Origin of the sequence: Tahibacter aquaticus (genome assembly GCF_004363655.1) — a bacterium.
GTDB lineage: Bacteria > Pseudomonadota > Gammaproteobacteria > Xanthomonadales > Rhodanobacteraceae > Tahibacter > Tahibacter aquaticus.
On the sequence record NZ_SNZH01000002.1, the window covers coordinates 15,812 to 42,599 of the forward strand.

Below are 26,788 nucleotides of genomic sequence, written 5' to 3' on the forward strand. Positions count from 1 at the left end.
GGTGCGGAGGCCTCCGGGCGCTTCTTTCCCCTCCCTGGGAGCTGGGCCATTGACAATCGGGGCCTTGGAGCGGATAAGCTGGGCGGGACAGTTCAAGTCGCGCAACACGGGGCTCAGGAGCGGCTAACTCCTGGGCCTTTTGCTTTTCCAGATCCTGGCGACGGTGAAGTGCAAATCGCGGCGGCTACGGCGGGTTGAGTTCCCTCGCGGTTACGGTGGTTCAATGCTATGCAGCTGCAAAGGTGTTCACTAGCCTGTTTTGGGGCACGTATTCTCACCTAAGCTATTGATCTGTTTAGAACGACCCCTGGGTTATCGGAAAAACCTACAGGCTTCTGCACTGTCGTGATCAACGCGCTTATCCGAGCCAAGCGCATAGCGTTCTTCCACTCCGTGGCGGCCTCGTCTGAGCTCGCACAGCAACGCTCAACTCGCAAGATCAAGTTGCGCGATCCGTGGCTAGGCATTCGACGTGAGCAACGCGAGGCCTACCTACGGGGAGAGGGCCGGCTAGGCGAGATGCTTCGGAACGAGTTGACAGCGGAGTTCCCGGAGTCCGGCAAGGTTTGGCGCGCATCAGTCTGGGAATTTCTCGATCCCGAAGTGCCGGATCGAAGCTGCGAATACAGGCTCTACGAAGTGTGCGACCTGGCGAGGTCGGCCGTAAGCGTTGATGTTGTTCTTGAGCACTTTCTGCAGAGTCGCCCCACCACAATCCCTCCTGGTCTGGACGAGGTCTCGCTAACCGTCCTGGCATTGCGTGTGGCGAGGCGACTGGGGGCTCCGATCGTGGCAATGAAGGTGGCGGCTCTTCTTGCGAGGACATTACTGATGCTCAGCGGATGCACATATCGCTGTGCGGCAGCAGAGGAACTCTGGAAATACTGCGGCCACCTACTGGTACGAGGCCTAAGAGACCAAGTTCGTGCCGTGGTCTTCGATCATCGAACATGGAACTTCGTTTCTGACCATGCAATGGCAGCGACCGCTCAGTTCAAACTGCTGGCCTATGCCTCGCCACTCGGAACTGCGCTGCCTTTCCAGGTTGTTGAAGAGCTAATGCGCGATTTGGTGACGGCAGTGGTAACTGATGACGAGGACCGGGCCACCTCCATTAGCGCTCGACTCAACCTGATTTCCGCAAAGCACCGTGTCAGCAAACGACTTCCCGACATTGAGCGCCTCTCGATATGGCAGCCCCTGGCGCGATAGCGCGATATTTTTCACGGGTGCAATTCGAGCCGGCCGACACAAACTTCTGTTGTTGCTCAGCGTCGGCATACGGGCAGACTTACTCCGCTACCTGGATTGCAACGGAGTCGTTGACTGCTCGAGCCAACGCGCAACACTACGCGCACGCGGCTTATGTATAGGAGGGTCTTGCCATGCTCGTTTCCTACATGACCCTAAGTCTGCAAGACGGCGACGTAGAGGTCCGCACTGGTGCCACGAACCCCGCGAATGTACTCGCTGGAACGCCGCCCTGCAGTTTAACGGTAATTTTGCGCGAACCCGAAGTTGTAGAATTACGGATGCGTTTTTTCTCTATGGACTTCGTTGGCGATCAGCTCTTGCCGACGGCGCACCACGACGAGAGCGAACTCGTCGGCGCTTGGCTTCGCGTGATGACAGTCGCGCTGCAGGCCGCCGACAATCTCGATGAGCTTCCACTTTCTCCTGGCGAGCTCGTCGAAGACTGGTGGTTCCGTGCTGCAGAAGGCACCTACTGGAGCCGAAAGTCGCATCAGGAAGCCATAACCGCATTGCGCAGCCAGAAAACAAATCCCGGAGATTCACTGATCATAATAAGGGGCGAACGGGACGAGGTAGAGCACCTTCTCGCGGCAGTGAATAGAGACGGAAGAGAGGAGGTTTTCGAGCGCCCGCTTGAGTAATATTTTCGCGCGGCCCGTTTTCCGTGCAAAACGCGTAACGCTGTAGCACAGCATAGTGGCAGGCCGTGCGAATGCAAATCTACCGGTCGTGCCACTAGTTGAGTCGCTTGGCGATGGCGCCTATATCGTTGGGCCAACTTCGCGGTGTATAGGTAAGTTAAGGCGTGGCGGCTAGGTGCACGTACGTCTGTCAGATTCGTTGGGAACCCCGGCGGGGTTTACTGGATCTTGGTTGGGCGGCGTCATTGTGACGGGGAAATCAGGACATGCGAGTTAAATGTCACGGCAGAGTGATATTCTTGACGTCGGCCCCAGTTGAGATCGCAACCAGTTTCATTATTCGCGCGCGTCCCGCCTTTGCGTGGAGCTTCTCGAAGCGTCCTCCGACCTCAAGGTCGTGTCCGTTGAAGGCATTTCAAAGAAGGACTCCGTCAGCGCTGGCATCGAGTCCATCGACCTCGCGCTCCACTACGGCAGCGTCAGTTTGCCAACGGCGAGGCTCGTGCGCTATCGCCAGCTCAAGCATTCGGCGCGCCAACAGCCTCCGCTTTCGCCAGTAGGATCGCGAGGCCTAGACAGCGGATGTGCCCTTCACTCAAAGCCGCGAGCGCGTTCACCCGTCGCTGAGGGTTGCCGCGGAAGGCGATGTCAATGATGCCATCGCCAGTTAGCGGCAGGCAGAGGTCAGCTAGCTTGTCCTCGTCGCGATCCCTGTGGTTGAACTCGTTGTATAGCGCTATGGTCACCGAGGGGCTCGAGCAAGCGGCCACGCTGGCCGATCGGGCCGCACGGCCGGCCGATGCGCTGCGCCATCGACGCGAATGCGCCCTGATCCTGCTCGGGTTTCGACCCAAAGCGGTCGCAAATATAGCGCAGAGCGTGGCATCGGCTTGAGACGGGCGGCCACGGCAGTGGTGGGAAATTTCCCCGGCGGTCTTTGCGCGCCTAGCGAGGACGGGTACGCGCTTGCAGCGTTGGGGACGCTCGCCTCCTTTGGAAACGGACACGAATTCGCGTCTTCGGCTTCAGCACCAGATCCACATAGGGCTGCGGCAATGATTGGCCGTCCGCGAACTCGAAGTCGAATTCTGCAATCAAGCGGGCGGCAATCAGTGCCATCTCTATCGACGCAAAGTGTTGGCCCAGACAAACGTGCGGTCCGGCTCCGAAGGGCATATAGGCCCCACGAGGGAAGCCGGGCGCGCCGGGCAAGAATCGCTCGGGACGAAACACCATTGGCTCCGGAAACCAGCGCGAGTCATGGTGCAGATGCCAGATCGGTATGGCGACCAGGGTTCGCTTGGGAATCAAAATGCCGGCGACCTGCAGGTTGCGTTGGGCAACGCGAGTAATCAGCGCGGTGGATGGCGGATAAAGTCGCATCGTCTCTTTCAATGTGGCATTCAAAAAAGGCAGGCGAGCGATAGTTTCTATTGTGGAATCGCTGCCGGCGGTTTCAAGTTCCATGCGTAGCCGCGACACCACCTCGGGATGCATGGCCATCAGGCCGATCCACCACGTCAGTGCCGATGCCGCCGTGTCGAATCCGGCTCCGAACAGAACATGGCAGTTGGCGCGTACTTCCTGCGACGTGAGTGTTGCGTTGCCGGAACTCGCCTGGTCGTCGCGAGCGGCAAGTAACATGTCCAGGATGTCTTGCTTGAGCTCGTGAGGTTGCTCAGCGTTGAGCCGCGCGTTGATATGCCGATCGATGAGCGTGTCGATCTTGCTCAGGTGTTTTTGTTTTTCCGCTCGCCCGGGAAAAGGCAACCATCGACGCGCCACAAAAGGCCAATACGCTTCGCGCATGCTTTGCTTGCTCAGGGCACGAATCGCTACCGACGTGTCGGCGGCTTCCTCTCGCGTAGTGACGTGGGAAAAAAGCGTGCGCAGGATGACATCCATGGTGATGCGGGTGGTCAAGGCATCGACGTCGATTTCTGCCGTGTCCCCTTCAACAGAAGGAAGTTCGGCGGCGATGCAGGCATCGATCGCAGCGCTCATCAACTCCATGTAGCCGAGCAGTCGCTTGGCCGAGAACCCGGGCGTGACGATTCGGCGTTGACGTTCCCAGACCGCGCCTTCGGTGGTGAGCACGTTGCTACCCTGAAAGGTCTGAAACATCTTCAGCAAGCGCTTCTCTTTGCAGAGATCATCGGCATGATCCACCAATAGCTCGCGTGCCGCTTCCGGGTTGAACAGATAACAGACGCGGCGAAACAGGATCCTCAGATTGGCCACGTCACCCAACTCGCGTTGAAAGTGACTCGCAGCACCTAAGGGGTCGCGCTGGATGAAGGAAAGCAGCGGCAACCCGAAGGGCCCGGTCGCCAATGGTTTGGTCTCGGCTAACAGTGGCGTGTTCATGTCGTGATTTCTTTTGGCTTGGATCGGGTGGTGGCCGCGCGTGCTTTAGACGGTTGCGCCACGCCGTGCATGGCCAAATCGAAAGCTGCCAGGAATCGCTTGGAAAGATCCCGCCTCGGGTCGATCAGCCACGCCGAAATCGCCGCAAACAGCAGGTATTGGAAGCTCAGGGCAATTTGTTCGGCGCTCTGCGTCTTGCTGACTTCACCGGTGTCTTGGGCGGCGCGGAACAGCGCAGTAAGAACCTGCCAGGTTCCGCTGACTTGCCGCGTGGCATCGGCGACTTGGCCGGCGTGGTGCACCTGGCCGGTTAAGTAGCGCAGATAGTGCGGTAGATAGTCTTTTCGCTGTGCGTGCCAAGCCGCCGATTCTCGCAGCAGATAGCGCATGCGTGCCTCGAATGTCTTGTGCGCTTTCAACGCGCCGACGCGTTCAGCCATCCCTGCCGCAATGTCCTCGCGAAATCGATGCGCCAACAGGGCTTCCTTCACCGGGAAGTAGTTGTAAAGCGTGCCTTTGGCGACATCGGCTTCGGCGGCAATCTGCTCCATGGCGACAGCGTCGAAGCCATGCGTTTCGAACAGACGAAACGCCACGGCCGAAAGGTGGCTTGCGGTTTGCTCGCGCTTGCGCGCGCGACGACCGGGTTCCGGGGCGGTGGGGATTGCCATGATTCACGTAAAAGGACGACGTTCAAAACTATACGTCGTTCAAGTATATTGTTGCAAGCTCCCTCGCTGTACAGGTCGTGCATGTCGCTTGCGATAACACTGTTGCTGAGTACCGCACTGGCCGTCGCCGCTCGGGCAGAGCCGCCAACCGCGCCGACAGGAAACGTCGTGGATTGGGTTCATGGCCGGCCGATCTTCGACCCCTATCGCTGGATGGAGCGGCTGAACGATCCTGCGCTCGTGGCGTGGGCGCATGCGCAAAACGATTTCACCCGTAGCGTTCTTGCGTCTGTAACGCCGGGATCGATGCATGAATCCGCTGATGCACCCGCACCCGAAGTGGCGATCGAAGCCGGCCGCTTGCGGCGGCTGCCGGGCGGTACAGCCGTGTTCCTCGCTCGCATGGGGCGCGACCCGGTCGACGCTCTCTACACCAAGGCGCCCGACGGCACCGTGGCGCAGGCCTTTGCCCCGGCGCCGGCCGCCAAGGGTGACGTGCAGACGATTTCGTTTTTCGTGCCCGCGCCCGACGGGCGACACGTTGCGATCGCCATGGCGAAGAGCGGCAGCGAGAACAGCGCGCTGTACGTGCTCGACCTGAAAACCCGCCGTCTCGTGGACGGCCCTATCGCAGGTGTGCGGTTCAGCGCAATCAGCTGGTGGCCCGACAGCCACCGTTTCGCGTACGCGAGGCTCAAAGACACCGATGGGCGATCAACGGGACGTGCGTTGTATACAGGACAACAGGTTTACGCTCATACCGTCGGGACGCATTGGCATACCGATCGTCTACTGTTTGGCAGCGCCATGCCCGCGACCGCCGACATACCGTTAGCCGACTTCCCTGAAGTCGAAATTCACGCGCAAGCAGGTCTCGCCTTAGGCCGTCATGCGTCGGGTGTGGCACAAGAGTTCGGATTGTTCGTGGCGCCTCTGGATAGCCTGGATCAGGCACGGATTCCGTGGCGCCGTGTAGTGCGTCCCGACGCGGGGTATGGCGCACCCAGAGCGACAGGCAGCGCACCGATCGTTGTCTTCCGCGGCCGCCTTTATCTAACTCATTTTGCCGGCAAGGGCGCGCTCCACAGTATCGACCTTGCACATTCGCAAAAGCCGCTCGTGCATTACGCGGACCCGGATTGGGTCGTGCTTGGTTTGGTGCCTGCAGCGGATGGCCTCTACGTGCAAGTGCAAGCGGGTATGCGCCAGCGGCTGCTTCGCTACACCATCGATGAAGAAGCGCCGACGACCATCACCCTGCCGTTTGCGGGTCAATTCGACCTCGTCGCCGGTGACCAGCGCTTGCAAGGTGTGCTATTGCGCGAGCGGAGTTGGACTTCGCGTTCACGGTATTGGTCGGTCCAGGACAGCCTCGTGTCGGAGTTCCCCATCGCCACCGTGCCAGCGGATGGCATCGCGCTCTCAGCGGAGGAAATCGATATTCCAAGCTCGGATGGCGCACGCATTCCGCTTTCCATTGTGTACCCGAGCGCCCGGGCCCGTGCGAAGCCCCTTCCGTTCGTGCTGACGGGATACGCCGCCTATGGCATCAACATGCGTCCCGTGCTGAATGAAAACCTGATGCGTCTGTATCGCGACGGCATCGGCTACGCCGTGTGCCACGCACGAGGTGGCGGCGAACTCGGCGACACATGGCACCGTGCGGCGATGAAAATGACCAAACACCTGAGCTGGGAAGACTTCATTGGCTGCGCCGAGTGGTTAATCGGACACGGGTACACGCGCGCCGACCGGCTACTCGCCGAAGGCGCAAGTGCGGGCGGCATCCTCGTGGGGCGCGCGATGACGGAGCGACCGGATCTGTTTGCCGGTGTGCATTTGGCCTCCGGCGCGCTCAACCCCATGCGGGCCGAAACCCACCAAAACGGCGCGCCCAATGTGGCGGAGTTCGGGAGTGTCGACGACCCCGATCAAGCGCGATGGATTTTTGACATGGACACCTATCTGCACGTCCAGCAGGGCGTTGCCTATCCGGCAGTCTTGCTGACACACGGCTGGAATGACGCGCGTACTCCCTTTTGGATGTCAGCCAAGACAGCAGCTCGATTGCGGGCATCGAGTACTTCCGGCAAGCCGGTACTGATGAACATCGACTTTTCAGGCGGTCATCAGATTACTTCGGGAGAACAATCAAAGGTTTTGCAAACCAAGGCGACGATCGGCGCATTCTTCCGTTTTGTCCTGCTGGGGGACGGCACCGAGTGAATGTCTGCTTCTGGCCGATAGCGGACGCTCAGGCTTCACGAACGCGCGCGCTATGAAACGCATCTCATCAGCGCGGTGCTCCCTGGCTCGATAGCACTTCGTAGATGTGATCAGCGAACTCGGTCGCTCGCCGTCGGATCTGCAGTGAACTTCTGCCGGCGCGAAAGTAGGCTTCGATCAAGCAACGATCCGAGCAATCCAGGATTTCACCGTTCATAGCCGTATCTGAGTCGGGAAGTAATCGATCAACGACGACCGCTGTTGGTACGGAAACCGGACCGAGAAAGAAGACCTCCCTGATTTCCTCGGGAGTGAGGCCGTGATCGCTTTTGCAATGCGCCTTGCCGTCAACAAAGCGCACTCTCCACCGCTCCGTTTCGCCGCTCGCGTGCTGAAGGTACATTTGTAAATGATATACCGGCATGGACTTCCTATGACGCCGTCACTGGGGTGCCTTCAGTGCGACGGACGCATTCACGTCCCTCAGTTACGAGGCGGCCGTGGGTCGGCGGCGAGAAGAAATCCTGCCCCAGGCTAAGCCGAGCGAGGCAGCGAGAATGGAAGCCACCAATACGCCAACCTTTGCTGCACTGACCAAGCCTTCATCCCGAAAGGCAAGCATGGCGATAAATATCGACATCGTGAATCCGATCCCGGCGAGGAGACCGACCAGCCAGATGCCTGGCCAACTCACCTGAGCCGGCAGCACACACAGTCCACTGCGCACAGCCAGCCAGCTCGCGGCGACCACGCCGAGTGGCTTTCCGAGAACGAGTGCCAAGCAAACGCCGAACGCGACGGCCTGGGCTGCGGGCTGCGCGAAATCGATTCCCCTAAGGGTCACGCCGGCATTCGCTAGGGCAAAAAGCGGCATGATCACAAATGCAACCCAGGGATGAAGGGCGATCTGCATGCGTGTTCCCGGCGAAAGGATGTCGCGCGGGAGGTCTCTCAATCGTTTTACGGACTTTGCGAGACTCGCGTCCGGATTCTCCCGCTGATCCTCACGCGAAAGCGCTGTCAGCGCACTCGATGCATCGTCAAGAGTGCGCTGGCGAGAGTGTCGGCTCGTCGCAGGCGTCAGCAACCCAAGGATGACGCCGGCGAGCGTGGGATGCGCACCCGAGCTAAGCATTCCGATCCAAAGGAGCATGCTAGGAATTGCATAGGCCGCGGCAGAGTTGACGCCAATCGCTTGAAGCGAAAACACCATCGCAATGGCAACGGCCGCAATGGCGAGGCCACTGACGTCGATCCCCCCGGAGTAGAAGAGCGCGATGATCAGCACTGCGACGATGTCGTCGATGATGGCGAGCGCGAGGAGAAAGACCCGGACATTGCTGGGGATCGAGCGTCCCAGCAGCGCCAGAACACCCAGGGCAAACGCGATATCCGTTGCGGTGGGAATCGCCCAGCCGCGACTTTGCTGCGCGTCGTGATTGAACGCCAGATACATCAGTGCCGGCACGCATACACCGCCCAGCGCGGCGACAATGGGCAGCGAGGCGGCTCGCCACGTACTCAGCGCGCCCTCGTGTATTTCGCGTCGAATCTCCATGCCAACGACGAGGAAAAAAATCGTCATCAACCCGTCATTGATCCAGAAGTGCAACGGCCGGGAGAACTCGACACTACCAAGCTTCACCGATAGCTCGGTGTGCCACAGATGGTGGTAACTTTCAGCGAAGGGTGAGTTTGCCCAGACCAGGGCTACCGCCGCCGCCGCGAGCAGCACGATGCCGCTCATTGCTTCGATGTGCAGGATCCGTTCGATGGCCGAGAAGGCCCGCTCGGCAACTTCATGCGCACGGGGCTTAACGCTGGCACGGCGGGGCTGATTCACGGGCACGACACTCCGGCGTGGCGGCCCGACCATCGCATCAACCTGCCTTCCGCACTCTGCGGTGACACCCCGCCGGGATCTTACCGTGCGGCCACCGCACAACGCCAACACCGGCCGAAATCGACCTGCGCCAGCTCAATGCGCCCTGCTTCGTTTCCGAAGCGGTCTTTCCGAGGGGCAGACTCCAGATCGCCACGCCATTGCTGATGACCTGTTTCGGTATTGCAAACTGCGCAAAGCGAAAGGCACGCTCGACGAGACAGCAGCCTCGTAAAGCGAGAGAAAGGTACATTGAAGCCCGAATCGGCCCTCCCGCCGTCCGAAGTTCTTCAGCCTGTCCGTGGCTAGCGTTGACCGTATCGGCAGCGACTGTCCGGCGCCGATACGGTGCTCCGCTTTTTACTCGGAGGCGCCAGCATCGGCGCGCAGGAGTGATAGTTGCAACTCGACACGCTTAATCTCTCGCAACATTCGATTGGCCTCCATGCGATTGCCCATGAACGTCTTGCACAGCGTTGTGATCTGAAACAGAAACAGCGCACCAATACCCCATTTCACGGCCAGCAGCGCGTCCGTCGCGTTCACCATCTGCCACAACGCATAGACACCGACGAGGAAGGAAACACCGTTTGCGACATTGACCAACCACATGACCCATGACATCGGGCCGCGAAACAGGCCCATCGCCTGGGACAGATAGCCTGGCTCGGCGTGGCTGGCCAACAACGCGCGATCTTCTTCCGTCAGCGCTTGGCCAATGAGATCGTCAAACTTGCTCATGAATCTTCTCCTTCCAATATTGCACGGACTTTGCGCCGCGCATGCATAAGCCGGGTCTTGACCGTCCCAGGTGGAACGTCGGTGGCGATGGCAATCTCCGCCACGCTAAGATCTTCGAGATAAAACAGCGCCATCGCTGCACGTTGTGTTGCCGGCAGTCGCCCGATGGCTTTCAGCACTATGTTCAAGTCGGCGGCAAACTCTCCGGAAGCATGTTCGGGGGCTTCAAGGTTCGGCTCGAACTCGCCAGTCTCGGGCGCCCGCCAGACGCGGCCCCGCGCGAGGAAAGTACGTTGGCACCGACGAGTGACAATGCGGTACGCCCACGCGGGAAATGCCGCCAGGTCGTCGAGCCGAGCTAGGCCCTTGAGGATCTCCATCCAGGCTTCCTGCACCATGTCCTTGGCGCCATCGGCATTACCGAGTACCCGCCAAGCATGACGCAGTAACCGGGGTTGCCAGCGCGTCACCAGCCGCACGAGCGCCTGTCGGTCGCCGGTAATTGCGGCGGCCACCAGAAACTCGTCGTAGATACGCTCGCTGTCCCGTTTCATGTCACGCTGTCCTCTGGATTGCGGGATACAGGTGCGCGTCCGAGGGGCTATCGGTTCATTCGGTGACCCGATTGACTGGACGTTGCAATCGGCGCACGTCTGCCCAGGCACAACGCGGATAACGCAACGGAACGGGGGGCCGAGGTGTTTGCCGTATCGAATGCCTTGCGCGGCGTATACGTCAGCACGCCGCTCCGGTTAAGGCAAACGCCGCGGGACCACACGCGGCTGCCATGGCAAAGCAAGAGGCTAGACAGCAACCCCAGTTGGGGCGGCTGGCACTCGGGTGTGCGCCTGAAGTATTCAAGGCGTTCTGAAGCTCGAGCTCACGTCTTTCGGTGGACCCACGATACGGTCATGTCCATTGTACGAAGCCTTCGTATAAATTACCGAGACGCAGGAAACTTGGTCGAGTCGCACTAACAACGAGAATTGAGATCGTGCGAGACGCGTTGAAGATGCCTGCATGCATCACCAATCAGCATCGCCCCCCGAAGTCTTTTCGCGCTGCAGCAATGACCGCCCCTGGTTTGGACTGCAAAAAATCAGCCGGTTTCGCTCCGTCAAGTTTCAGCGTTGGTGAAAAGCACCAGAACGCGGCTGCCCATCCATGTTCTTCGTCAGGCAACGAAGCCAATAGATCCGACATTGCCGGATGGACTCCTCCTGGGGCAGACGTGAACTGGAATGCTGGATAAAGGAACTCGGTGCCTAGTCTGACTGCAAAAAGAGTCCGTTCAAGTCGGCGCTGTTCGATGCTCTCTTGCACTTCGCCACATTCGCCCAGCCGCACAGCGACCTCGGCGGCTGTGAACCACCGTTCATTCACGAGCAATGCGTCACGAAATTCTCGCGCCGAGTCTCGCTGAAGATTCACAGCTCTCCCAAGACCATTCCCCTCGTGGCCGAACGAGGTACCCCAAGCATATTGCCGGATGTCATCGTTCCTTGTCGCGTGGAGATAAAGGGTCGTTGCCGGGGGATGGTGTATCGCCACTGCAGTTGCTGCACCTGCCGCGTTCCCTGCGTTCCTTCCAGCGATCGATAGTCGCCTCCGTTTTCAGAGGAAGGGGGCGACGGCCAAGCGACTTATCACTTTCCTGAGATAAGAGGGCGGGTCCCGAGTAGATCTTGGGATCCGCTACTCCGTGTTGGCGCAACTCGCAGTCAGCGAGCGACATCTCGAACGTGCCAGCCAGCAACGCCTCTCGATCCTGTTGATCCACCTTGCGGTCCTCCGGTGTCGTTCGGCCAAAGATTGCATCAGCAACTCCGAACGTTACAGTAGCCAAGAGAGGCCGTCGTCGGTTCGCGAGCGAGGGCTGTTCTACAACCCGGAACGTCGGCACGGTTCCAATGGCGACCTGTCGTCGATAGAGTTCGAAAAGCGGTACGCACTAAACGGCTGACGGCTGTCTACGGAAGTCTGGGCGATTCATAGCGAAGGCCGTCGTCAGGTTCCAGTCTGACATTAGGGGGCCGTGCGCAAAAAACCACATCCTAACCACCTGTGGGGCCGCGGCTGTGGTTTCAGTGAAGACTCAAATCGGACCTATCTCCCGAAAAGCACTCCTCAGGATTGCTCAGGGACAAGCACTTCGACGGGAATGCCGATCTGCGTCTGTATCGGAGTGTAGAGGTCCACCTGCAGGTCCTGCAGCACGTCAAGCGTGACGATGAGTGCATAACGAACGGATTTCGAGTGCAGCCCGGCTCCCTTCCAATCCTTCCACCAGCCACCGACGGGGTATACGGCGATCTGAGACTTCTCTGCCAGCTGCGCAGCCGTTCCCATCCACACATCGGAGTGAATGCTTCCACGCGATCGTAGCCTCGTGCCAAGGAACCAGCCTGCGCTGTCAGGGTCGCTCATCGACTCCACATCAGCGCCAATAGCGGCATTCAGACGGTCGATTTTGTTGATTCGCTGATTGAAGCGGTCGACCGATTCGGTAGCCCCTTTAACCGCAAAACGCAGGCCATGAGATTGGTATCGGAATCGGCTCTGCCAACCCCGTTGACCGGGGTTGGGTTCCACAAAGTATGACAAGGTCACCCGAAGAGCGACTGCCGTTTCACCCAACGACTGCAATTCCGCAGCCGGCCAGGGGAACGCATGCAAGTTGATGTGGTTGAGCTTGATGTCACCCTTCTCCAGACGATACGGCTTGATCTTCTCTTGCAATACGAGCGTGGGTCGTCGCGCAAAGGAATCCAACGAGCTGGTCCAATCGATCGCTCCGAAGCCGTACTGGCGTAAGAGATTTATCTTGTGCTGCATGAGAGGAACGATCGGCAAAGAAGCGCGCATGGTCCGCGTGTATCGCGCTCCGTGGACCACCAACGCTCGCACAGTCTCTGGCCAATAGCCCGGATACCGCGTCGCGATCGTGGCGCACAGCCGTGACACTTCCGCGGTCGCAGCGCTGGTGTCACCCGCCTCCGTCAACAGAGCCGTGGTCATGTTGTGAGAGGTGGTGAGGAGGCGTATGGCTTCAGGGCCGACGATCACATGGACGCCGCCGTCCAGGCACCCGTTGCCGCCCTCCGCCACCACGTCGGGTTTGTACGGCCACTGCGGGCGCCACATCAGTGATGTGGATGATGCCGGCGCCAGGGCACCCACCGGGGCAATGGCTTTGAATGACGCGTATTTCGCGTTGTCGAACCCATCGAGGAACGTACACGCTCCGACGGTAAGCGCGTTCCACGCCTGTGCCGGATTCTCGATCGAAGTCGTGATGTTGACGTTAGGGTAGCCGGTCCATTGCGGCCAAGCGACATTCCCTGCGGACAGCACGAACAATCTCGGTGTGCTCTGCGCCTCGTTCGACTCTTTGTCTTCTTCAACAGCACCGAACGCAAGATGATCGACGGTGGCCGACCATTCCGATGGGGTTCCCGTGGTCTGGCCGATGCTGGTACTCATCATGGCGAATACTCGCCGGCGATCCGCGTGCGGTTGTTCGACCCGTTCCGCGGCGAGTTGTGTCACCCATCCATAAAGGTGTACGGGCGTCTGACCGGCATCCGGAAGAAGCTTCACAGATTCCAAGCGATGGCCCACCGCATAGGCCAACGTCGATGCCAACGGATCGACCAAGTTGCCATGAAGTATCAGACCCGCCATCTGGGTGCCATGACCCTGCTGGTCAACGTGACTCCACGTGGGATGGACTGCGTGCATGTCGACGCCGTCCAGGGCGGGGGCGATCAGCGGATGACCGTGATTTACGCCGGTGTCCAGCAACGTGACATACGAGAGATCATCGCCCTGGGAATACGTGGTGCGGGCGCGCAGATTGCCAACCCAATCGGCCTGCTCCGCCGGCGTCAGGTTCGATAGGAAGAAATCGGCCGTCGGTGCGACGCTGCGAATTTCGGCAAGGCAATCGAGCAATTCGATCGCCTGTTCGACCGCCGCGCGCGACGCGTACGCCGCGACCACCACGCGGCCCGGAAATCGGACGAAGCCTTCCTCTACGTGGATCTCGAAGCGCTGCGCTGATCCCACAAAGTGGGCGTAGGTCGCCGCTGGGCCTTCGGGAAGCTGACGCAGCCACAATTGAAACCACTGGTGTGTTTGCGCCGCCGGCAACGGCGCGCTGTCAGTCCAGAGCTCGACAAAGGCTGCACGACGAATGCTCTGGATGACATTGACTAGCGCTGCATTCTTCGGATCGCCCCGCTTTGTGTCTTCTTGTAGATATTCTGCGATGCGCTTTTCCAGCGCACCGATGGCCCCATCAGGAACGAAGAGAACGACGAGGTCCGCGTCAGTGCCCTCGGTAACATTGAGCACCTCAATACCGTCTCGACGCCATTCCAGTTGCTTGTAGTCAAGAAATCCCTTTGGGGATATTTCCAGAGCAATCGCCATGCCCTGCTGCGGCAATTGCAGGGCATCACGGTACTGCGCGAGTTCCTCGGCCTGCTGCGACATGATCGACAACTGTTGCAGCAGTCGCTGGCCGTGGGAGATTCGGTCTCGCGCGGGAGGCGCTCCGCGGATGACCGAATGCATCGATTTGAACGCCTTCGATTCCGTGTAACCGACGACGCTAAGATGATCGAACTCCGCCATGGCCTATACGGGCCAATTGCGGCCCATCCTTAGCTGGGATTGACAGGCCGTAGGCTAGCAGAACGTTCGGCCAAATGTTGCATTATGCTGCTTTGCGTAACATTGTCCCGGTGTTCCAGCACCGCGTCCTTCATGGCGTCTTGGCAGGCGCGAACAATATCAGAATGGGACAGCCCCACTGCCGCAGACGACAGCGGGCCATAGTCCAAGAGTGGCGAGGCGAGCAAGGCCAGGCGATTTTTCAACAGGTATTCGATTTGCACTTCGTCCGGTATCCGATAGCGGACAACGTCGTCGAAGCGACGCCACAAAGCGCTGTCCAACGACTCACCGTGGTTGGTGGCGGCGATAATCAAGCTCTCCGAGGTGTCCTGCTCGATAAGCTGCAGGAACATATTCAGCGTGCGGCGCATTTCCGCCACATCGTGTTGACTACCGCGCTGCAAACCCAGCGAATCGAATTCGTCGAATAAGTAGACCCCCCGCGTGGTTCTGATCGCGTCGAACACAAGACGAAGCTTCGATGCGCTTTCACCCATGAATTTTGTGATGAGACTGTCGAATCGCGCCACGAATAGCGGCAGGCGAAGTTCGGTGGCGATGACGCTCGCCGTAAGCGTCTTTCCTGTGCCCGGTGGACCGATGAGCAACAGTTTTCGACGCGGCGAAAGGCCATGCCCGCTCAGGCGTTCGTGCTGTCGCTGTTCGTTGAGAACCCGCTCGATTTTCGACAGCACCTCAAGGGGCAACACCATCTCAGATAGGTGATGACGCGGATACTGCACCGTGAGCAGATCCGCCAAATCGCCCTTTGGTTGCGCCAGAGGAATAGGTCGTGCGGCTCGCTGGCTGAATTGCCGCTCCTTGGCCGCGTCGACCAATGCGCGCAGTTCGCCTGCAAGCCGGGTATGCCCACGCATCGCCTCATCGGCCGCCATCTGCAGCGCGATAGAAAAGAACTGTGCGTCCTCTTCACCGGCGTAGGCGCGCAACAAGGCTTTGAGTTGGTCTGCGCGGGCCATGGATGTCTCCTTGGCGAATGGTAGGGGAGTTGCGAGCACGAATCTGGTATGTGCAATTATAGCACTGTTGGTGCAATAATAGCACATGGCTTTTGTCTTCCCAAAATCCCAACGCGAGCTGTTGATAGCCGCACGAGGCGCGTTGTCGCAAGCGAAGTTCGCTGCGCAACTGGGGGTGGATCGATCCTGTTTTTCGCGCTACGAGCGGGAGGAACTCGGTGCTCCGACGTCTGTGTTGAACTACTGCTTAGCTCATGTGGCGCGGGTCCACGCCCAGGGCGAAAGCGACTCTCCGGTGCGCCAAGCACTGGCGCACCTTCAGTGCGCGACCCGCGCCTTGGAGGACCTGGGAGAGAACGACATGCCCAGTGCGGCCACCCGCCCGACTTCCGCTCAATCCCGATAACGGTCTCGGAGCGCTGCGCACCCGACGCCGACGCGCCACCAAATCTGCTCCGCCACCAGGGTCGCTCAGCTGATCAACTGCTTGAACTCCAGCTTCACTTACTCCGCGACGGTGAAGACGCTGAGCGGCGGCCAATGCATAGTGAGGATCGATCCGCTGTGACGACCGAACTGATCGTAGTTGGTGGTGCTTACGTCGAGATCTGCGCCTTTCCGCGCTCCAGCCTTTACCGCGGTAGTGGCGTGCGCGCCGCGAGCGTGCTCGCAGGCCTGGGCAACCGCGTCACGTTGCATATGCGCCGAAGTCAATGTTTGCGATAAACCAGACCAGCGTCGCAGGCCTTGAGATGTCTCGGGGGCAGGGTCCGCATTGCGCGGCGTAGCCCGATTGTCCGCCGCCCAGTATCCTTGGCACATTTAGTGCCCATGGGCTTTTTCTTCCGTAGACTCAACCGGACCGTCCTGGCGAGCACAGCGAACCATCAAGGGGGCTTTCCAGAGTATGGCCGACAATCAATCCACGGATATCAACGTCGAGGCCAAACAGGACTTCTTGAAGTCGCTGACTACCAGCGTCAGCCCGATCACGGCCGTCTCCGAATTGATCTGGAACGGCTTCGATGCAGGTGCCCAGCACGTCAAAGTCGTCCTGGAGCCCAATGAACTTCAAGGGCTTCACGCCATCCGGGTTTCGGACGACGGCGATGGCATTGACTACAGCCAGCGAGATGCGCTCTTCGGGGGCTTGGGTGATTCCTGGAAAGCGAAGTCGCACCGTTACAAAGGACGCACCTTGCACGGCAAAAAGGGCAAGGGACGTTTCCGTGCCTTCTCCTTAGGTGAGAGTGTGGAGTGGCGCACGACGTACCTGGATGGCAAGTCGTTCAAGTCCTACACCATCACGGGTCGCGCCAGCCAACTGACCGGCTTCCGCGCCTCGCCTCCGACGGATGCCGAAACTGGGAGCCTCGGAACTGAGGTTGTCATTGAGAACCTTGAAGCCAGCCTCCCATCACTCACCAACAACAAAGCTTCTTTGGAGATCACCAAGCAGTTTGCGGCGTACCTCACCGAGTCGCCTGGGCTGACGCTGTACTACGACGGCGTCAAGATTGATCCTGCATCTGTTCAGAGCCACAAGGAGGACATCCACCTTGGGGACATCGAGCTCCAGAGCGGAAAGCGCATTCCGGTGGCCGTCACCATCATTGAATGGTCCGTGCCCACAGATCGCATGTTCGAATTGTGCGACAAAGCGGGCGTATCTCTCCACGAAGTTCCCGTTGCATCGCAGATTAAAGCACCTGGCTACAACTTCACGATTTATGTGAAGAGCGATCACTTCCGCGATCTCGACACAACGGGCTCGCTTGTCCTACCCGAACTCAGTCAAGACGTTGCCGACATACTAGGCGCTGTCAAAGGCAAGGTTCGCGAGCACTTCCGTCGCCGCATCCTCCAACACCGGAGCGACACGATCCAGCGGTGGAAGGACGAGAAGATTTACCCCTACGAGGACAAACCGGAAGTCCACGCATCTGAGCAGATCGAACGCCAAGTCTTCGACATCCTGGCTCTCAACGTCGAGGACCATCTTCCTGCGTTCGATGAAGCTCCTTCCAAGTCAAGGAGGTTCACGTTCCGCCTGCTTGCGCAAGCGATTCGGGAGAACCCCGACTCCGTCCGCACCATCATGGAAGAAGTCCTCAACCTCAAGAGGGACGAACAGGACGACCTTGCGACATTACTGCAGAAGACGACGCTGTCAAAGATTATTACGTCCGCCCGAATCGTGGCCGATCGATTGAACTTCGTCGAATCCCTCAACGACCTGCTGTTTAACAAGGAAAGCAAGCGGAAGCTTTTGGAGAGGGACCATCTTCACAAAGCACTGGAAGTCGAGTCCTGGATCTTTAAGGAGGATTTCAACCTCGCCGGGTCGGAGAAGACACTGGAAGCCGCGCTGGCCATTTACCTGGACAAGCTCGGTAAACGAGAGGACGAAGAGGTAGATACCGATCCAGTGCTTCGTGAAGGCAATAGGGGTGGTCGTATCGACCTGATGCTGGCGCGATCGATCCAGCCTACTGAGGGTGTACACGAGTATCTAATCGTCGAGTTGAAGCGCCCCAGCCAGAAGATCAACTCCGAGGTGCTCGGGCAGATCGAGAGCTACGCGTTTGCTGTTGCAGCTGACGCCCGTTTCCACCAGAAGAAGACAAAATGGACGTTCATGGTCGTTTCCAACGAGATGGACGAGTTTGCTCGCAAGAAAACAAAGCAGAAGGACCGCCCGGAGGGGATCGTATTCCAGTCGGACGATTCAAGTATCACAGTCTGGGCTAAGACTTGGTCCGAAATCCTAAACGACGCACGCGCCCGATTGAATTTCTTCAGTCAGCAACTCGACTACCAAGCGGATTCTGACAGCGAGTTGGGCTATTTAAGGCGCGCCCACTCAAAGTACATCCCGCGCGACCTAGCAGAGCTAGCAACGGGTGCCAGTGCCAATCTGGACGACCAGGAGACGGCCGGCTAACGAACGTTGCCGTCGAACGGAAATGGTGTGGTGAGCATGCTACGCACCGCATTGCTCTAGGCTGCAGCAGCACGCCTAGCGCCGCAGATCCAAGTCTTACGCTAGATGCAAATGCTTCAGCCGAGCCACGCGTTATGCGCCCCTATTGCTGAGGGAAACACGTTCCCCGCTGTTCCTAGGTGCGACGATAGCAGTGGTGCGTCGGCACCGTCATTCCAGACGTCAAACTCGACAACTTCCTGCGCATCCGACGCAGCTTGGGTCTGCGCCTGTGGCGACGCCATGCGGCTTCAACAAGCATGGCCGCAAATACCTGTCAGTACTGCCGCGCATTGGCTCGCATACGGCGGACGGGCGTTGCAGAGGATGTCTACTATCTCTAGTCAACTCGGATCTGACTATAGCTGCTTCATGTGTTATGGCGTATTCTTGCAAAACGATACAACACTACGGGCTCGGCCATGGGCCGAATGCGGGCGCTGGTCACGATTGACCGGCACGTTTGCCCGCCCTGACCGCATCGCTGGTCCTGACCGGAAAGGCGGCTCCGCAGCGTGTACCGCTGTTCGTCAACCACGTACCAGCAGACTGCTTGCGGGGCAGAGCGACCGTTCCCGATCGAACGCTTCTGGGCAGTTTGTCGATGCGTGCTTTCGCGTGCCGTCGCTTACCGCTTACCACCCGGCAGAATCACCCGATGACCTGCGCTTTACCCGTTGACCGAGAAACGACCGCCTATCACGAAGCTGGGCATGCGGTGATGGCATTTCTTTCCGGCATCTTTGTCATTGACGGCCCCATCCATATCGATGGGACGCTGACAGAGAAAGGAAATGCCGAGACCCCGCTTCACCAGGACCCCGCGCTGCTGGCTCACAGACAGGCAGAAGGATGGGTAGTCGATGAGTTCGAACAGCGTAAGCAGCGCGCAGTGATCGCAGCAGCCGGATACGCTGCCGAGATGCTACTCGCCGATAAAGTCGGAAGAGCTTTCGATAATGAGGCAGCCTTCAGGGGCGCTCACGGCGACGTTCTCACGGTGCGGAAAGTTTGGGGAACGGGTGCATTCATTGGTTTCGCGGAGCGCGTCGCCGCCGTGATGTTGAAGCCCGAGGTTTGGGCAATGGTCGACCGACTTGCGAAAACTTTGCTCGCACGTTCAGGCCCGCTGCCAGCGGCTGAGGTCACTGCCTCGCTCGAGGCGGACCAAGCGGCCGGGGGCGCCAAGGTTGGCCTGCATCTACCGGAATTGCGTCCGCCGCCAGAGTAGCCGTGCCACCTAAAATCCAGGTCCTTCCGGGATTTCAGTGGGCAGAGAAAGGTAGGCGATGGTAGGCCTCTGACGAGGGAGTCCTCGCAATGCGCGACGTAGAGCTGTACCGGTAGATACTTGGCCTACCGGCCCCCTGGATGGTGACGGACGTAAAGCTGGATCTAGAGAGCCAGCGGGTGGAGGTGCAGGTCGATCATCCACAGGGGTGTCCATGGCCCTGTCCGCGCTGCGGGAAAGGGCTGGTTCTGCATGACCATGGGCCGGAGCGATCCTGGCGGCACCTGGATACCTGCCAGCTGCAGACGATCCTGAAGGCCCGGATGCCACGGGTTCACTGTCCGGAGCACGGTGTTCTGCAGATCACCGTGCCATGGGCTGAACCGCGCTCACGATTCACGCAATTGATGGGGCGCTGGATCATCGGCGTACTGCAGCAGTGCGCCACGGTCAGGGGTGCCTGTAGGCTTCTGCACTTGCCCTGGGATGCGGCTTTTGGAGTGATGCAGCGAGCGGTCCGGCGAGGTCATGCGCGCAAAGATCCGCTCTCGCTACGCCGGATCGGCGTCGATGAATAGGCCTTTCGTAAAGGTCATTCGTACACGACCATCGTCAGCGACATCGACCGTTCCACGATCGAGTACATGGCCGATGGGCATCCCGGCCAGGTGGATATAGCTCCAGCGGTCCACAAACAAACCTCCCCACGGAAAACCGGCAGTCGCGACGACGGCAAGTCCATATTTATCAAAGCGTTAGTCGCGACACACCTCTCCGCAAGCCAGAAGTCTGTGCGGCCAAGGGGGCATTCCGCACAGACTTCCGCCTTGCTATGACACCAACTCCGGCTCGCTGCCCAGTGGGAAAAACAGCAATGTATGTGCGCTCTGCACCGGAAGGCTGGTGTGGGGCTGCGCACTCATGCAGAGCGCTCCTCGTTGAATATCCCTTTCCTTCGGCAGGCGTCGAGAAAAGGCCGCTTAAGGAAATTGCAGTCGGTGAATGGGCGTTTTCCGGTGTTGAACGCCAACGTCTGGAGAAAGTCTTGAGGATCTTTCCCGAGCTCTTTCCATTCATCCAGTACCTGCGTGAGCCAAGCTTTGCCATCACTTTCAGTACAAAGCTTCGATTTGTAGCGTTCTTCTATGCCGTACACATCCTTCCACGTGTCAATTTCCTGCGCGATAGCCGCAGGGCCAAATTGCAGGGTGATGTCCGCCGGGGTCAGCTTGGCAATGTCTGAATGCTGCAGGCCTATTTGCAGCTCAATGGAATGCGGCGTCGTCTTGTAGGGGTAGAAGACGGGGCGGCGATGAACCGCCCTCGCTGGATCTTTGAGTGCGTAGGCTGGATCCTTGCTGGTTTTGTAGCTGCTGTTGCAGTGATGACAGGCTGGGACAAGGTTGCGGAAGTTGATGGAATTGAATGGGTACAGTGCCTTGGGCAGGTAGTGGTCGTAGGCCTCGCGCTTGCTGTGATACTCGCCAAACAAATCATTGATGCCGCAGAACGGGCACTTCCCTGACTTGTTGGTCTGCACAAAGGTCTGGTAGTGATCGTCGATGTCGCCGCACTTTTTTCTTAGAGCGGCAACGTCTACATGCGAATAAAGCCCTTTGAAGAATGACGCCAGCTGGTCACGCAGGTCTTTGAGCTCTGTGGGAAAGTCAGCGTATCGCTGCAGTGACATGGCATGGTCGTTGGCGCATACCCGTTCCACATCGTTATTCGCCCGATACCAGAGACGAAGCTGCTCGACCTGGCAAGCACTCAACGGCGCGAAGAGGCCGTAGATACGTTCCACATGTCCTGCGAAAAACTCAGCCCCTTTGCTGTCGTCGTAATGAAACGCCGTCATTACTTCAAAAAGCTCAGGATTTGAGGTGAACAGCTCTAGGCGGTAGGGACGCTTTAACGGGGCCTGGCACCACACCGCGTAGAAGATGAAGTCGATGAAGGTCTGCATCTTCTCCATCTCGTGCGGTATATAGGTGTACGGAAACAGCATCAGCGCTGCGCCTCCCCATCGCTAGGCCGATCAACATCAAGGATGGCCTTGATCAGCAGTACCTTTTCCACCGAGTCGCCGAGCTGCTGGTGAATCTCCGTGATCAGGGCTTCCTTGTCTTCGGTACCCTGTTCAAAACGGGCCCGCAACGCGTCCAGCAAGGCCTGCGCATGGCCGCCGATGGTTTCGCGCTTGCCGAAGGTGTTCATGGTGATCTTGTTGATCGACGCGCCCAGCGTGTTGTAGTCCGGGTGGCTGATGCTGACCTTGCCACTGGTTTTGTCCTTGGCAAACACCAGCACCTTCTCCGGCTTGCTGTCCGAAATCAGGAAGGGCGTGTGGGTGGTGATCAGCATTTCCTGCGCGAGCTCGCCGTTGCCGGGCAGGCACTGGCGCAAGCGGCTGATGAAGTTGGCGCGCCAGTCGGGGTTGAAGTGCGTTTCGGGCTCGTCGAGCAGGAACAGGCAGTTGGTCTCGCGGAACAGCAGGCACAGGCCAAGGCTGTGGAGCAATTGGTGCTCGCCGTCCGATAATTCCTTGAGCATCATTGGCTCGGCCACACCATGCTTGGTGAAGCGCACGAACTTGAAGCGCATGATGCGCTGGTCGGATGCCAAGGTTGGCACCGTCTCGCTGACGTAGTGGCTGTTCGAGGTGTAGAGGTCGGCTTTCAGAACCTCGCTGACGGCATACAGGTTGAGCGTCAACAGCACCTGAAACGCCTGGAACAGCGCCAGCGCCGAGCCATCGAAGTTCTCGCGAAATGCTTGCCGGGTCGCCTCATTGACCCAGTAGTCGAGCACGAGCGTATCGGTGGCGTCGTCGATGTAATTCAGCGTGGCACAACGCTTGAGGGCGCTCACCACCAGCGAGGACTTGTCGTCACCCTCCAGCAGCTGCAGCAAGTTCAGACGATAGCGGGTACTTCCTGGCTCATCAGTTTCCGAAAGCGCGGGATTGCTTTTGATGATCTCGTGGCGAACCCAATCATCAACTGATTGGCTGATCTCAGAATCTGAGAGTCCGCGTATTCGAGCTTCCGCCTGTATTCGATTTCGTCGCTCGCGCTTCTGATCTTCATCAGCGAGATCGAACGCTTCCAGTTGTACTGCGTCGATGGAAATTCGGCGGCGCAGGATGATGCGGAACTCCCGCAAGGCCTCGATGCCCACATCCTCGCGGAAGGGCTGCAGTGTGGCCTCGTCCTGAAACAGCAGGTTGCACAGCAAGATGGCCTGGCTGAATCCGCTGTCCAGATAGGCCAGCCGTGTCTCCGGGTGGCCGGGGTAGCTCAGTTGCCGGGTCAATGCATTCCAGTACTCGTCGAACTGCACGAAACGCATCTTGAAGAAAGGCAGGCTGAGGATCTCGTTCTCGCCCGAGGAATAACCCAGCACGTATTGCGGCAGCAGGATGTCGGCGTGTCCGCCCTTGAACGCCTCGTACACATCGGTGCTGAAGTCGCCCTGGTTCTCCCAAAGAATTCGCACCGATTCACCAGCGTTCTTCCACACACCCACCTTCGCCCACGACGGGCTGTCGGGGCTGCGGAACTCGGCGGGCACGCGGATCAGGTAATCCAGCTCAAAGGCGACGAGCGAAACATCCTGCGCCTCATCCTGCAAGGCTTCGGGCAGAAAGCTGCGGCGCACGCGCAGTACTTCCAACTGAAAGAAGATGGCCGCCAGCGCTTCGAGCAGATTGGATTTGCCGCTTCCATTGGGTCCAGCGCAAACGAAGGGCGCAAAGTCGATCGCTTGCGCCAGTTCGTCCTGCAAGCTCCAATCGGTGCGGAAGTGGTGCTCAAAACCGAAGCGCAGACTGCGGAAACCGTCCGGGTCGGTGATTTTGAGGCGCAGCAGTTTCATGTCTGAATGGCTTTTATCTCAATCAAGTTTCCAAGTACGGTCTCTTTGGTTTCAATTACACAATAAACCTGGTTTCGCTCTTGCCTCAAGCGCCCAGAATCAAGTGCCTTAAAAACCCAACCTTTGACATGTTCGTAGTCGCTGGCGCGCAGTTCGAAATCGTTGTCGGGGTGCAGTTCGCCCAGCCGGGTTTGCGCGGCGGCTATGAAGCGTTCGAGGGAGAAAGCCGCACCGCCCAACTGCGTGCGGTAGGCCTCAAGCCAGAAGCGCAGCAGCGGTGCAAGCTGTGTGCGGTCTTGCAGTGCGGGCAGCAGCAAATCGGTTTCGGGCAGCTCGATCACCGGCGTGGTGATGGGCGCAGGCACGGCAGCGGCCAAGGGACTTTCTCCTTCAATGGGGGCGGCAGGCAAGGCCACACGCGACAAATCCAGTTCGCCCTTGAAGGCCCGCTGGCTCAAAACGCCATACAGGGCTTCGAGGCAAGTAAGGCTTTGCTGGTAGAGGGACTTGATGCCTTCAACTCTTTCAACAACGGCCGAGAATTGAATTTGCGCCTCTGGGGGAGGGAATGGAATTACTATTTTTGCAAGCTCGGCGGATCGAATTCCTAAGGCAGCACTACCCGATAGTCGGCTATTCAACTTTTTCTGAATGTGAAGGTCATTTAGAACGAACTCCAAGACCTCTGGCTGATAACCGCTCTTGCATACAAGCGTTATTAATCTTTGGCCCACTGCAAACTTTTGAAATTCTCTCGGAATTCTGCACGTGTAACCGAAGGTCGCTCCTTCAGTCGTAAAAAGAACGTCATTTGCCTTTGGGAAACCCCGCGTCATCGAGTTTCTATAGGTCTCATCGGAAACAAAATCGAGCCGTGCGGCATCAAAATAGCCACGCCTCACACATTTTGCGCTTATCAATGGAATACCCGACTCAACTCTAGGGGGGGTCTTGCCGCGATAATCAATGAAATCACACACTCCTACAATTGGCTGATAGCTATCTTCGTCCTTTACACATTCGCCAAACATCTCTAGAAACACGCTCTTGAGCAGGTCGTTGAGTTGTTGTAGGTGTTGTTTGCGCTGGGCGATCAGGCCTTCCATTTTGCCGAGCAGATGGGCAATGCGGATTTGGTCGTGGAGGGGCGGGAACGGAATTTCTAGGTTGAGAAAGTCCGTCTTTGTCAGGCTTCGCCGCCGTGCAACGGCACCTTGCATGCGCGAGGCATATGAACCCCTTGCCTGGGCCGATCGCAAATATCGCTCAAGGTAGGGGATATGGGAATCTACTTCGCTTCGTAGCTTCCAGATGTCATACGCCGGACTAACGATTCCTGCTGGATATTTTGTCTGAAAACCGAGGACACCCTCATCAATCGGGAAGCCGACAACCAATTCGTTCTTGTATGCAACGCGATAGTTCGAGGTGTCTGAACTGGCAATGCGCTTCTTGAATTTGTCTGCTTGATCGACCAAGCCGTGCTTCATGGTGATCGAAAGGACTGGCAAATCCTGATCGCCAGCACGGTGGCGGCCCGACTGTTCCAAGATTTCACCGAGAGTTTTAGGGGTCCAGCTCATCCCACCAGCCCCTTCAACTCCAGCAACTCGCGCACGATGCCGCTCTGTACTTTGCCCAGTTCCGCTTCGTCCACATCCCCTACCTCGGCCTGAATCAGCCGATCCAGAATCACGCCCGGCGCGTCGTAGTGGACTTCCTCGAATACATCCTGCTTGTAGCGTGAGAGCGAAAGGTCGTAGTTGTTCTTCTCGTCGGCAATCTCGCTGCGCGGCACCATGAAGCAGTTGGAAGTGCGGTCGGTGTCACTGGCGGGATTGCGTGAGTGATAGCTGGCGATGATGTCTTGCAGGTCGCCGTAGCCTTCCTGCTTGCTGCGCTTGTCGTCCAGCGAATAGCCATCGGCGGCCACTTCGTAAAACCAGACCTCTTCGGTGGCGGCTTTGCTCACCTTGTCCTTCGGCCCCCAGACCTTGGTGAACAGCAGGATGGCGGTGCTGACCCCGGCATAGGGTTTGAACACGCCACTGGGCAGGGTGATCACGGCCTTGAGGTCGCAACGCTCCACCAGCATCTGGCGCAGCGTCTTGAACGCGCCGCCGGAGCCGAACAGCACGCCCTGCGGCACGATCACGCAGGCGGTGCCGCCCTTCTTGAGCAGGCGGTAGATGTTCTCTACAAACAGCAGTTCGGTCTTGGTGGTGGCCAGCTGCAGGTGCTCGTTGATGTCGCCCTTGTCGATGCTGCCGGTGAAGGGCGGGTTGGCCATCACGATGTCGTATTCGGCCTCCTCGGTGTAGCTCTTGCTGAGGGTGTCCTTGTAGTCGATGTGTGGCTCGTCGATGCCGTGCATCATCAGGTTCATGAGGCCCAGGCGCACCATGGTCTGGTCGATGTCGTAGCCCCATAGCGAGCTGGAAAGAATGGCCTGCGCCTTTTCGGTGAGCGCTGCCGCGACCGATGTGCGGGTGAAGCCGTCTTCATCGGGCTTGAGGTCTTGGGCGCCCGCCTTTTTCGCTAGTTCGGTGACGATGTACTGATACGCGCCGAGCAGAAAGCCGCCTGAACCGCAGGCCGGGTCGGCAATCTTGTGGCCCAGTTGCGGCTGCACCAAGTCAGCCATCAGCTTGATGATGTGGCGCGGGGTGCGGAACTGGCCGTTCTTGCCGGCGGTGGCGATCTCGGACAGCAGGAACTCGTAGACATCCCCCTGGATGTCCTGGAAGGCCTGGCCTTTCTCTTTCGAGTCCTTCTCCATCACCTCGAAGAGGTCGTCGATGGTCTTCACCGCTTCCACCAGCAGGGCGGGCTTGGGGATGATGAAAACCGCGTTCTTCATGTGGTGGGTGAAGTTGGATTCGGCGCCGTTCAGGTCCTTGAGAAAAGGGAACACCTTGCCCTGCACGTGCTGCAGCATCTCTTCGGCGTGCATGCGCTTGAATTCGCTCCAGCGCAGGCTGCGCTTGTCGATGGCGAATTTCTCGGGCTCCGGCTGGCTGCGGTATTCGGGCGGAATCCACGTGCCCGTGAACTTGGAGATGTAGTTCTCGCCGGTCCACTCGGCATCGGCCTGGCGCTTCTGGTCCAGCTCATCCAGCCGTTTCATGAACAGCAGGTAGGTGATCTGCTCGATGGCGGTGAGCGGGTTGCTGATGCCGCCGCTCCAGAACTTGTTCCAGAGCTGGTCGATCTTGCTTTTGAGTTCGGGGTTGTTTTGCAGCATGGTGTGCCCTGT

Annotated in this window: 19 protein-coding genes; 6 read left to right on the top strand and 13 right to left on the bottom strand. The window is 58.7% G+C overall.

The window, feature by feature from the left end:
- The first annotated feature begins 345 nt into the window (after positions 1–345).
- Positions 346–1,212 (top strand): hypothetical protein, encoded by an 867-nt coding sequence (locus DFR29_RS02985; RefSeq protein ID WP_133817090.1) that lies wholly within the window; start codon positions 346–348, stop codon positions 1,210–1,212.
- A gap of 173 nt (positions 1,213–1,385) precedes the next feature.
- Entirely contained in the window at positions 1,386–1,895 is a 510-nt protein-coding gene (locus DFR29_RS02990) for a hypothetical protein (protein WP_133817091.1), read from the top strand.
- 518 nt (positions 1,896–2,413) lie between these two features.
- Here DFR29_RS02990 and DFR29_RS02995 read toward each other — a convergent pair.
- The 3 genes from DFR29_RS02995 to DFR29_RS03005 all read right to left on the bottom strand — a co-directional run bounded on the left by DFR29_RS02995 (position 2,414) and on the right by DFR29_RS03005 (position 4,933).
- Positions 2,414–2,641 (bottom strand): hypothetical protein, encoded by a 228-nt coding sequence (locus tag DFR29_RS02995; protein WP_208113495.1) that lies wholly within the window; start codon positions 2,639–2,641, stop codon positions 2,414–2,416.
- A gap of 199 nt (positions 2,642–2,840) precedes the next feature.
- Positions 2,841–4,262, bottom strand: coding sequence for a cytochrome P450 (locus DFR29_RS03000; RefSeq protein WP_133817092.1), 1,422 nt, complete (start codon positions 4,260–4,262; stop codon positions 2,841–2,843).
- Positions 4,259–4,933, bottom strand: a complete 675-nt coding sequence (locus DFR29_RS03005) for a TetR/AcrR family transcriptional regulator (RefSeq protein ID WP_133817093.1) — start codon at positions 4,931–4,933, stop codon at positions 4,259–4,261. The genes DFR29_RS03000 and DFR29_RS03005 overlap by 4 nt, the downstream gene beginning before the upstream one ends.
- 81 nt (positions 4,934–5,014) lie before the next feature.
- On the opposite strand from DFR29_RS03005, the gene DFR29_RS03010 reads away from it, so the two are divergent.
- A complete protein-coding gene (locus tag DFR29_RS03010) occupies positions 5,015–7,159 on the top strand; it encodes a prolyl oligopeptidase family serine peptidase (RefSeq protein ID WP_279571513.1) in 2,145 nt (714 codons plus the stop codon).
- 67 nt (positions 7,160–7,226) lie between these two features.
- Here DFR29_RS03010 and DFR29_RS03015 read toward each other — a convergent pair whose 3' ends face one another.
- From DFR29_RS03015 to DFR29_RS03045, 6 genes are all read right to left on the bottom strand, one after another.
- Positions 7,227–7,583: a hypothetical protein gene (locus tag DFR29_RS03015; protein ID WP_133817095.1), complete on the bottom strand. Its 357-nt coding sequence runs from the start codon at positions 7,581–7,583 to the stop codon at positions 7,227–7,229.
- 63 nt (positions 7,584–7,646) lie between these two features.
- Entirely contained in the window at positions 7,647–8,933 is a 1,287-nt protein-coding gene (gene nhaA / locus DFR29_RS03020; protein ID WP_425598821.1) for a Na+/H+ antiporter NhaA, read from the bottom strand.
- A gap of 468 nt (positions 8,934–9,401) precedes the next feature.
- Entirely contained in the window at positions 9,402–9,782 is a 381-nt protein-coding gene (locus DFR29_RS03025) for a DUF6768 family protein (protein ID WP_133817097.1), read from the bottom strand.
- Positions 9,779–10,336, bottom strand: coding sequence for an RNA polymerase sigma factor (locus DFR29_RS03030; protein WP_133817098.1), 558 nt, complete (start codon positions 10,334–10,336; stop codon positions 9,779–9,781). Before DFR29_RS03030 ends, DFR29_RS03025 begins: the two co-directional genes overlap by 4 nt.
- A 1,573-nt stretch (positions 10,337–11,909) precedes the next feature.
- The gene (locus DFR29_RS03040; protein ID WP_133817100.1) at positions 11,910–14,420 is read right to left on the bottom strand and encodes a S8 family peptidase; all 2,511 of its coding nucleotides are present in this window, start codon (positions 14,418–14,420) and stop codon (positions 11,910–11,912) included.
- A gap of 29 nt (positions 14,421–14,449) precedes the next feature.
- Positions 14,450–15,442 carry an AAA family ATPase gene (locus tag DFR29_RS03045; RefSeq protein ID WP_133817101.1) on the bottom strand — a complete coding sequence of 331 codons (993 nt, stop codon included), beginning with the start codon at positions 15,440–15,442 and terminating at the stop codon, positions 14,450–14,452.
- A 907-nt stretch (positions 15,443–16,349) separates the two neighbouring features.
- On the opposite strand from DFR29_RS03045, the gene DFR29_RS03050 reads away from it, so the two are divergent.
- From DFR29_RS03050 to DFR29_RS30445, 3 genes are all read left to right on the top strand, one after another.
- Positions 16,350–18,386 carry an ATP-binding protein gene (locus tag DFR29_RS03050; RefSeq protein WP_133817102.1) on the top strand — a complete coding sequence of 679 codons (2,037 nt, stop codon included), beginning with the start codon at positions 16,350–16,352 and terminating at the stop codon, positions 18,384–18,386.
- Between the two features lie 697 nt (positions 18,387–19,083).
- A complete protein-coding gene (locus DFR29_RS03055) occupies positions 19,084–19,656 on the top strand; it encodes a hypothetical protein (protein WP_133817103.1) in 573 nt (190 codons plus the stop codon).
- 140 nt (positions 19,657–19,796) lie between these two features.
- Positions 19,797–20,234, top strand: a complete 438-nt coding sequence (locus tag DFR29_RS30445) for a transposase family protein (protein WP_133817104.1) — start codon at positions 19,797–19,799, stop codon at positions 20,232–20,234.
- 341 nt (positions 20,235–20,575) lie between these two features.
- On the opposite strand, the gene DFR29_RS03065 is transcribed toward DFR29_RS30445, so the two are convergent.
- Genes DFR29_RS03065 through DFR29_RS03080 form a run of 4 tightly spaced genes read right to left on the bottom strand, consistent with a single transcriptional unit; the run spans position 20,576 to position 26,776 of the window.
- Positions 20,576–21,622: an HNH endonuclease gene (locus DFR29_RS03065; protein WP_243745942.1), complete on the bottom strand. Its 1,047-nt coding sequence runs from the start codon at positions 21,620–21,622 to the stop codon at positions 20,576–20,578.
- Positions 21,623–21,663: 41 nt separating this feature from the next.
- On the bottom strand, positions 21,664–23,532 hold the full coding sequence (locus tag DFR29_RS03070; protein ID WP_133817106.1) for a restriction system-associated AAA family ATPase: 1,869 nt from the start codon (positions 23,530–23,532) through the stop codon (positions 21,664–21,666).
- The gene (locus tag DFR29_RS03075) at positions 23,529–25,115 is read right to left on the bottom strand and encodes a restriction endonuclease subunit S (RefSeq protein ID WP_133817107.1); all 1,587 of its coding nucleotides are present in this window, start codon (positions 25,113–25,115) and stop codon (positions 23,529–23,531) included. The genes DFR29_RS03070 and DFR29_RS03075 overlap by 4 nt, the downstream gene beginning before the upstream one ends.
- A complete protein-coding gene (locus DFR29_RS03080) occupies positions 25,112–26,776 on the bottom strand; it encodes a type I restriction-modification system subunit M (RefSeq protein ID WP_133817108.1) in 1,665 nt (554 codons plus the stop codon). Before DFR29_RS03080 ends, DFR29_RS03075 begins: the two co-directional genes overlap by 4 nt.
- Positions 26,777–26,788: the final 12 nt, after the last annotated feature.

Excerpts from the sequence above, each read along its gene's own strand:
- DFR29_RS02990 (WP_133817091.1), top strand. The coding sequence starts at position 1,386 with ATGCTCGTTTCCTACATGACCCTAAGTCTGCAAGACGGCGACGTAGAG.
- DFR29_RS03000 (WP_133817092.1), bottom strand. The coding sequence starts at position 4,262 with ATGAACACGCCACTGTTAGCCGAGACCAAACCATTGGCGACCGGGCCC.
- DFR29_RS03005 (WP_133817093.1), bottom strand. The coding sequence starts at position 4,933 with ATGGCAATCCCCACCGCCCCGGAACCCGGTCGTCGCGCGCGCAAGCGC.
- DFR29_RS03010 (WP_279571513.1), top strand. The coding sequence starts at position 5,015 with ATGTCGCTTGCGATAACACTGTTGCTGAGTACCGCACTGGCCGTCGCC.
- DFR29_RS03015 (WP_133817095.1), bottom strand. The coding sequence starts at position 7,583 with ATGCCGGTATATCATTTACAAATGTACCTTCAGCACGCGAGCGGCGAA.
- DFR29_RS03025 (WP_133817097.1), bottom strand. The coding sequence starts at position 9,782 with ATGAGCAAGTTTGACGATCTCATTGGCCAAGCGCTGACGGAAGAAGAT.
- DFR29_RS03030 (WP_133817098.1), bottom strand. The coding sequence starts at position 10,336 with ATGAAACGGGACAGCGAGCGTATCTACGACGAGTTTCTGGTGGCCGCC.
- DFR29_RS03040 (WP_133817100.1), bottom strand. The coding sequence starts at position 14,420 with ATGGCGGAGTTCGATCATCTTAGCGTCGTCGGTTACACGGAATCGAAG.
- DFR29_RS03045 (WP_133817101.1), bottom strand. The coding sequence starts at position 15,442 with ATGGCCCGCGCAGACCAACTCAAAGCCTTGTTGCGCGCCTACGCCGGT.
- DFR29_RS03050 (WP_133817102.1), top strand. The coding sequence starts at position 16,350 with ATGGCCGACAATCAATCCACGGATATCAACGTCGAGGCCAAACAGGAC.
- DFR29_RS03055 (WP_133817103.1), top strand. The coding sequence starts at position 19,084 with ATGACCTGCGCTTTACCCGTTGACCGAGAAACGACCGCCTATCACGAA.
- DFR29_RS30445 (WP_133817104.1), top strand. The coding sequence starts at position 19,797 with ATGGTGACGGACGTAAAGCTGGATCTAGAGAGCCAGCGGGTGGAGGTG.
- DFR29_RS03065 (WP_243745942.1), bottom strand. The coding sequence starts at position 21,622 with ATGCAGACCTTCATCGACTTCATCTTCTACGCGGTGTGGTGCCAGGCC.
- DFR29_RS03070 (WP_133817106.1), bottom strand. The coding sequence starts at position 23,532 with ATGAAACTGCTGCGCCTCAAAATCACCGACCCGGACGGTTTCCGCAGT.
- DFR29_RS03075 (WP_133817107.1), bottom strand. The coding sequence starts at position 25,115 with ATGAGCTGGACCCCTAAAACTCTCGGTGAAATCTTGGAACAGTCGGGC.
- DFR29_RS03080 (WP_133817108.1), bottom strand. The coding sequence starts at position 26,776 with ATGCTGCAAAACAACCCCGAACTCAAAAGCAAGATCGACCAGCTCTGG.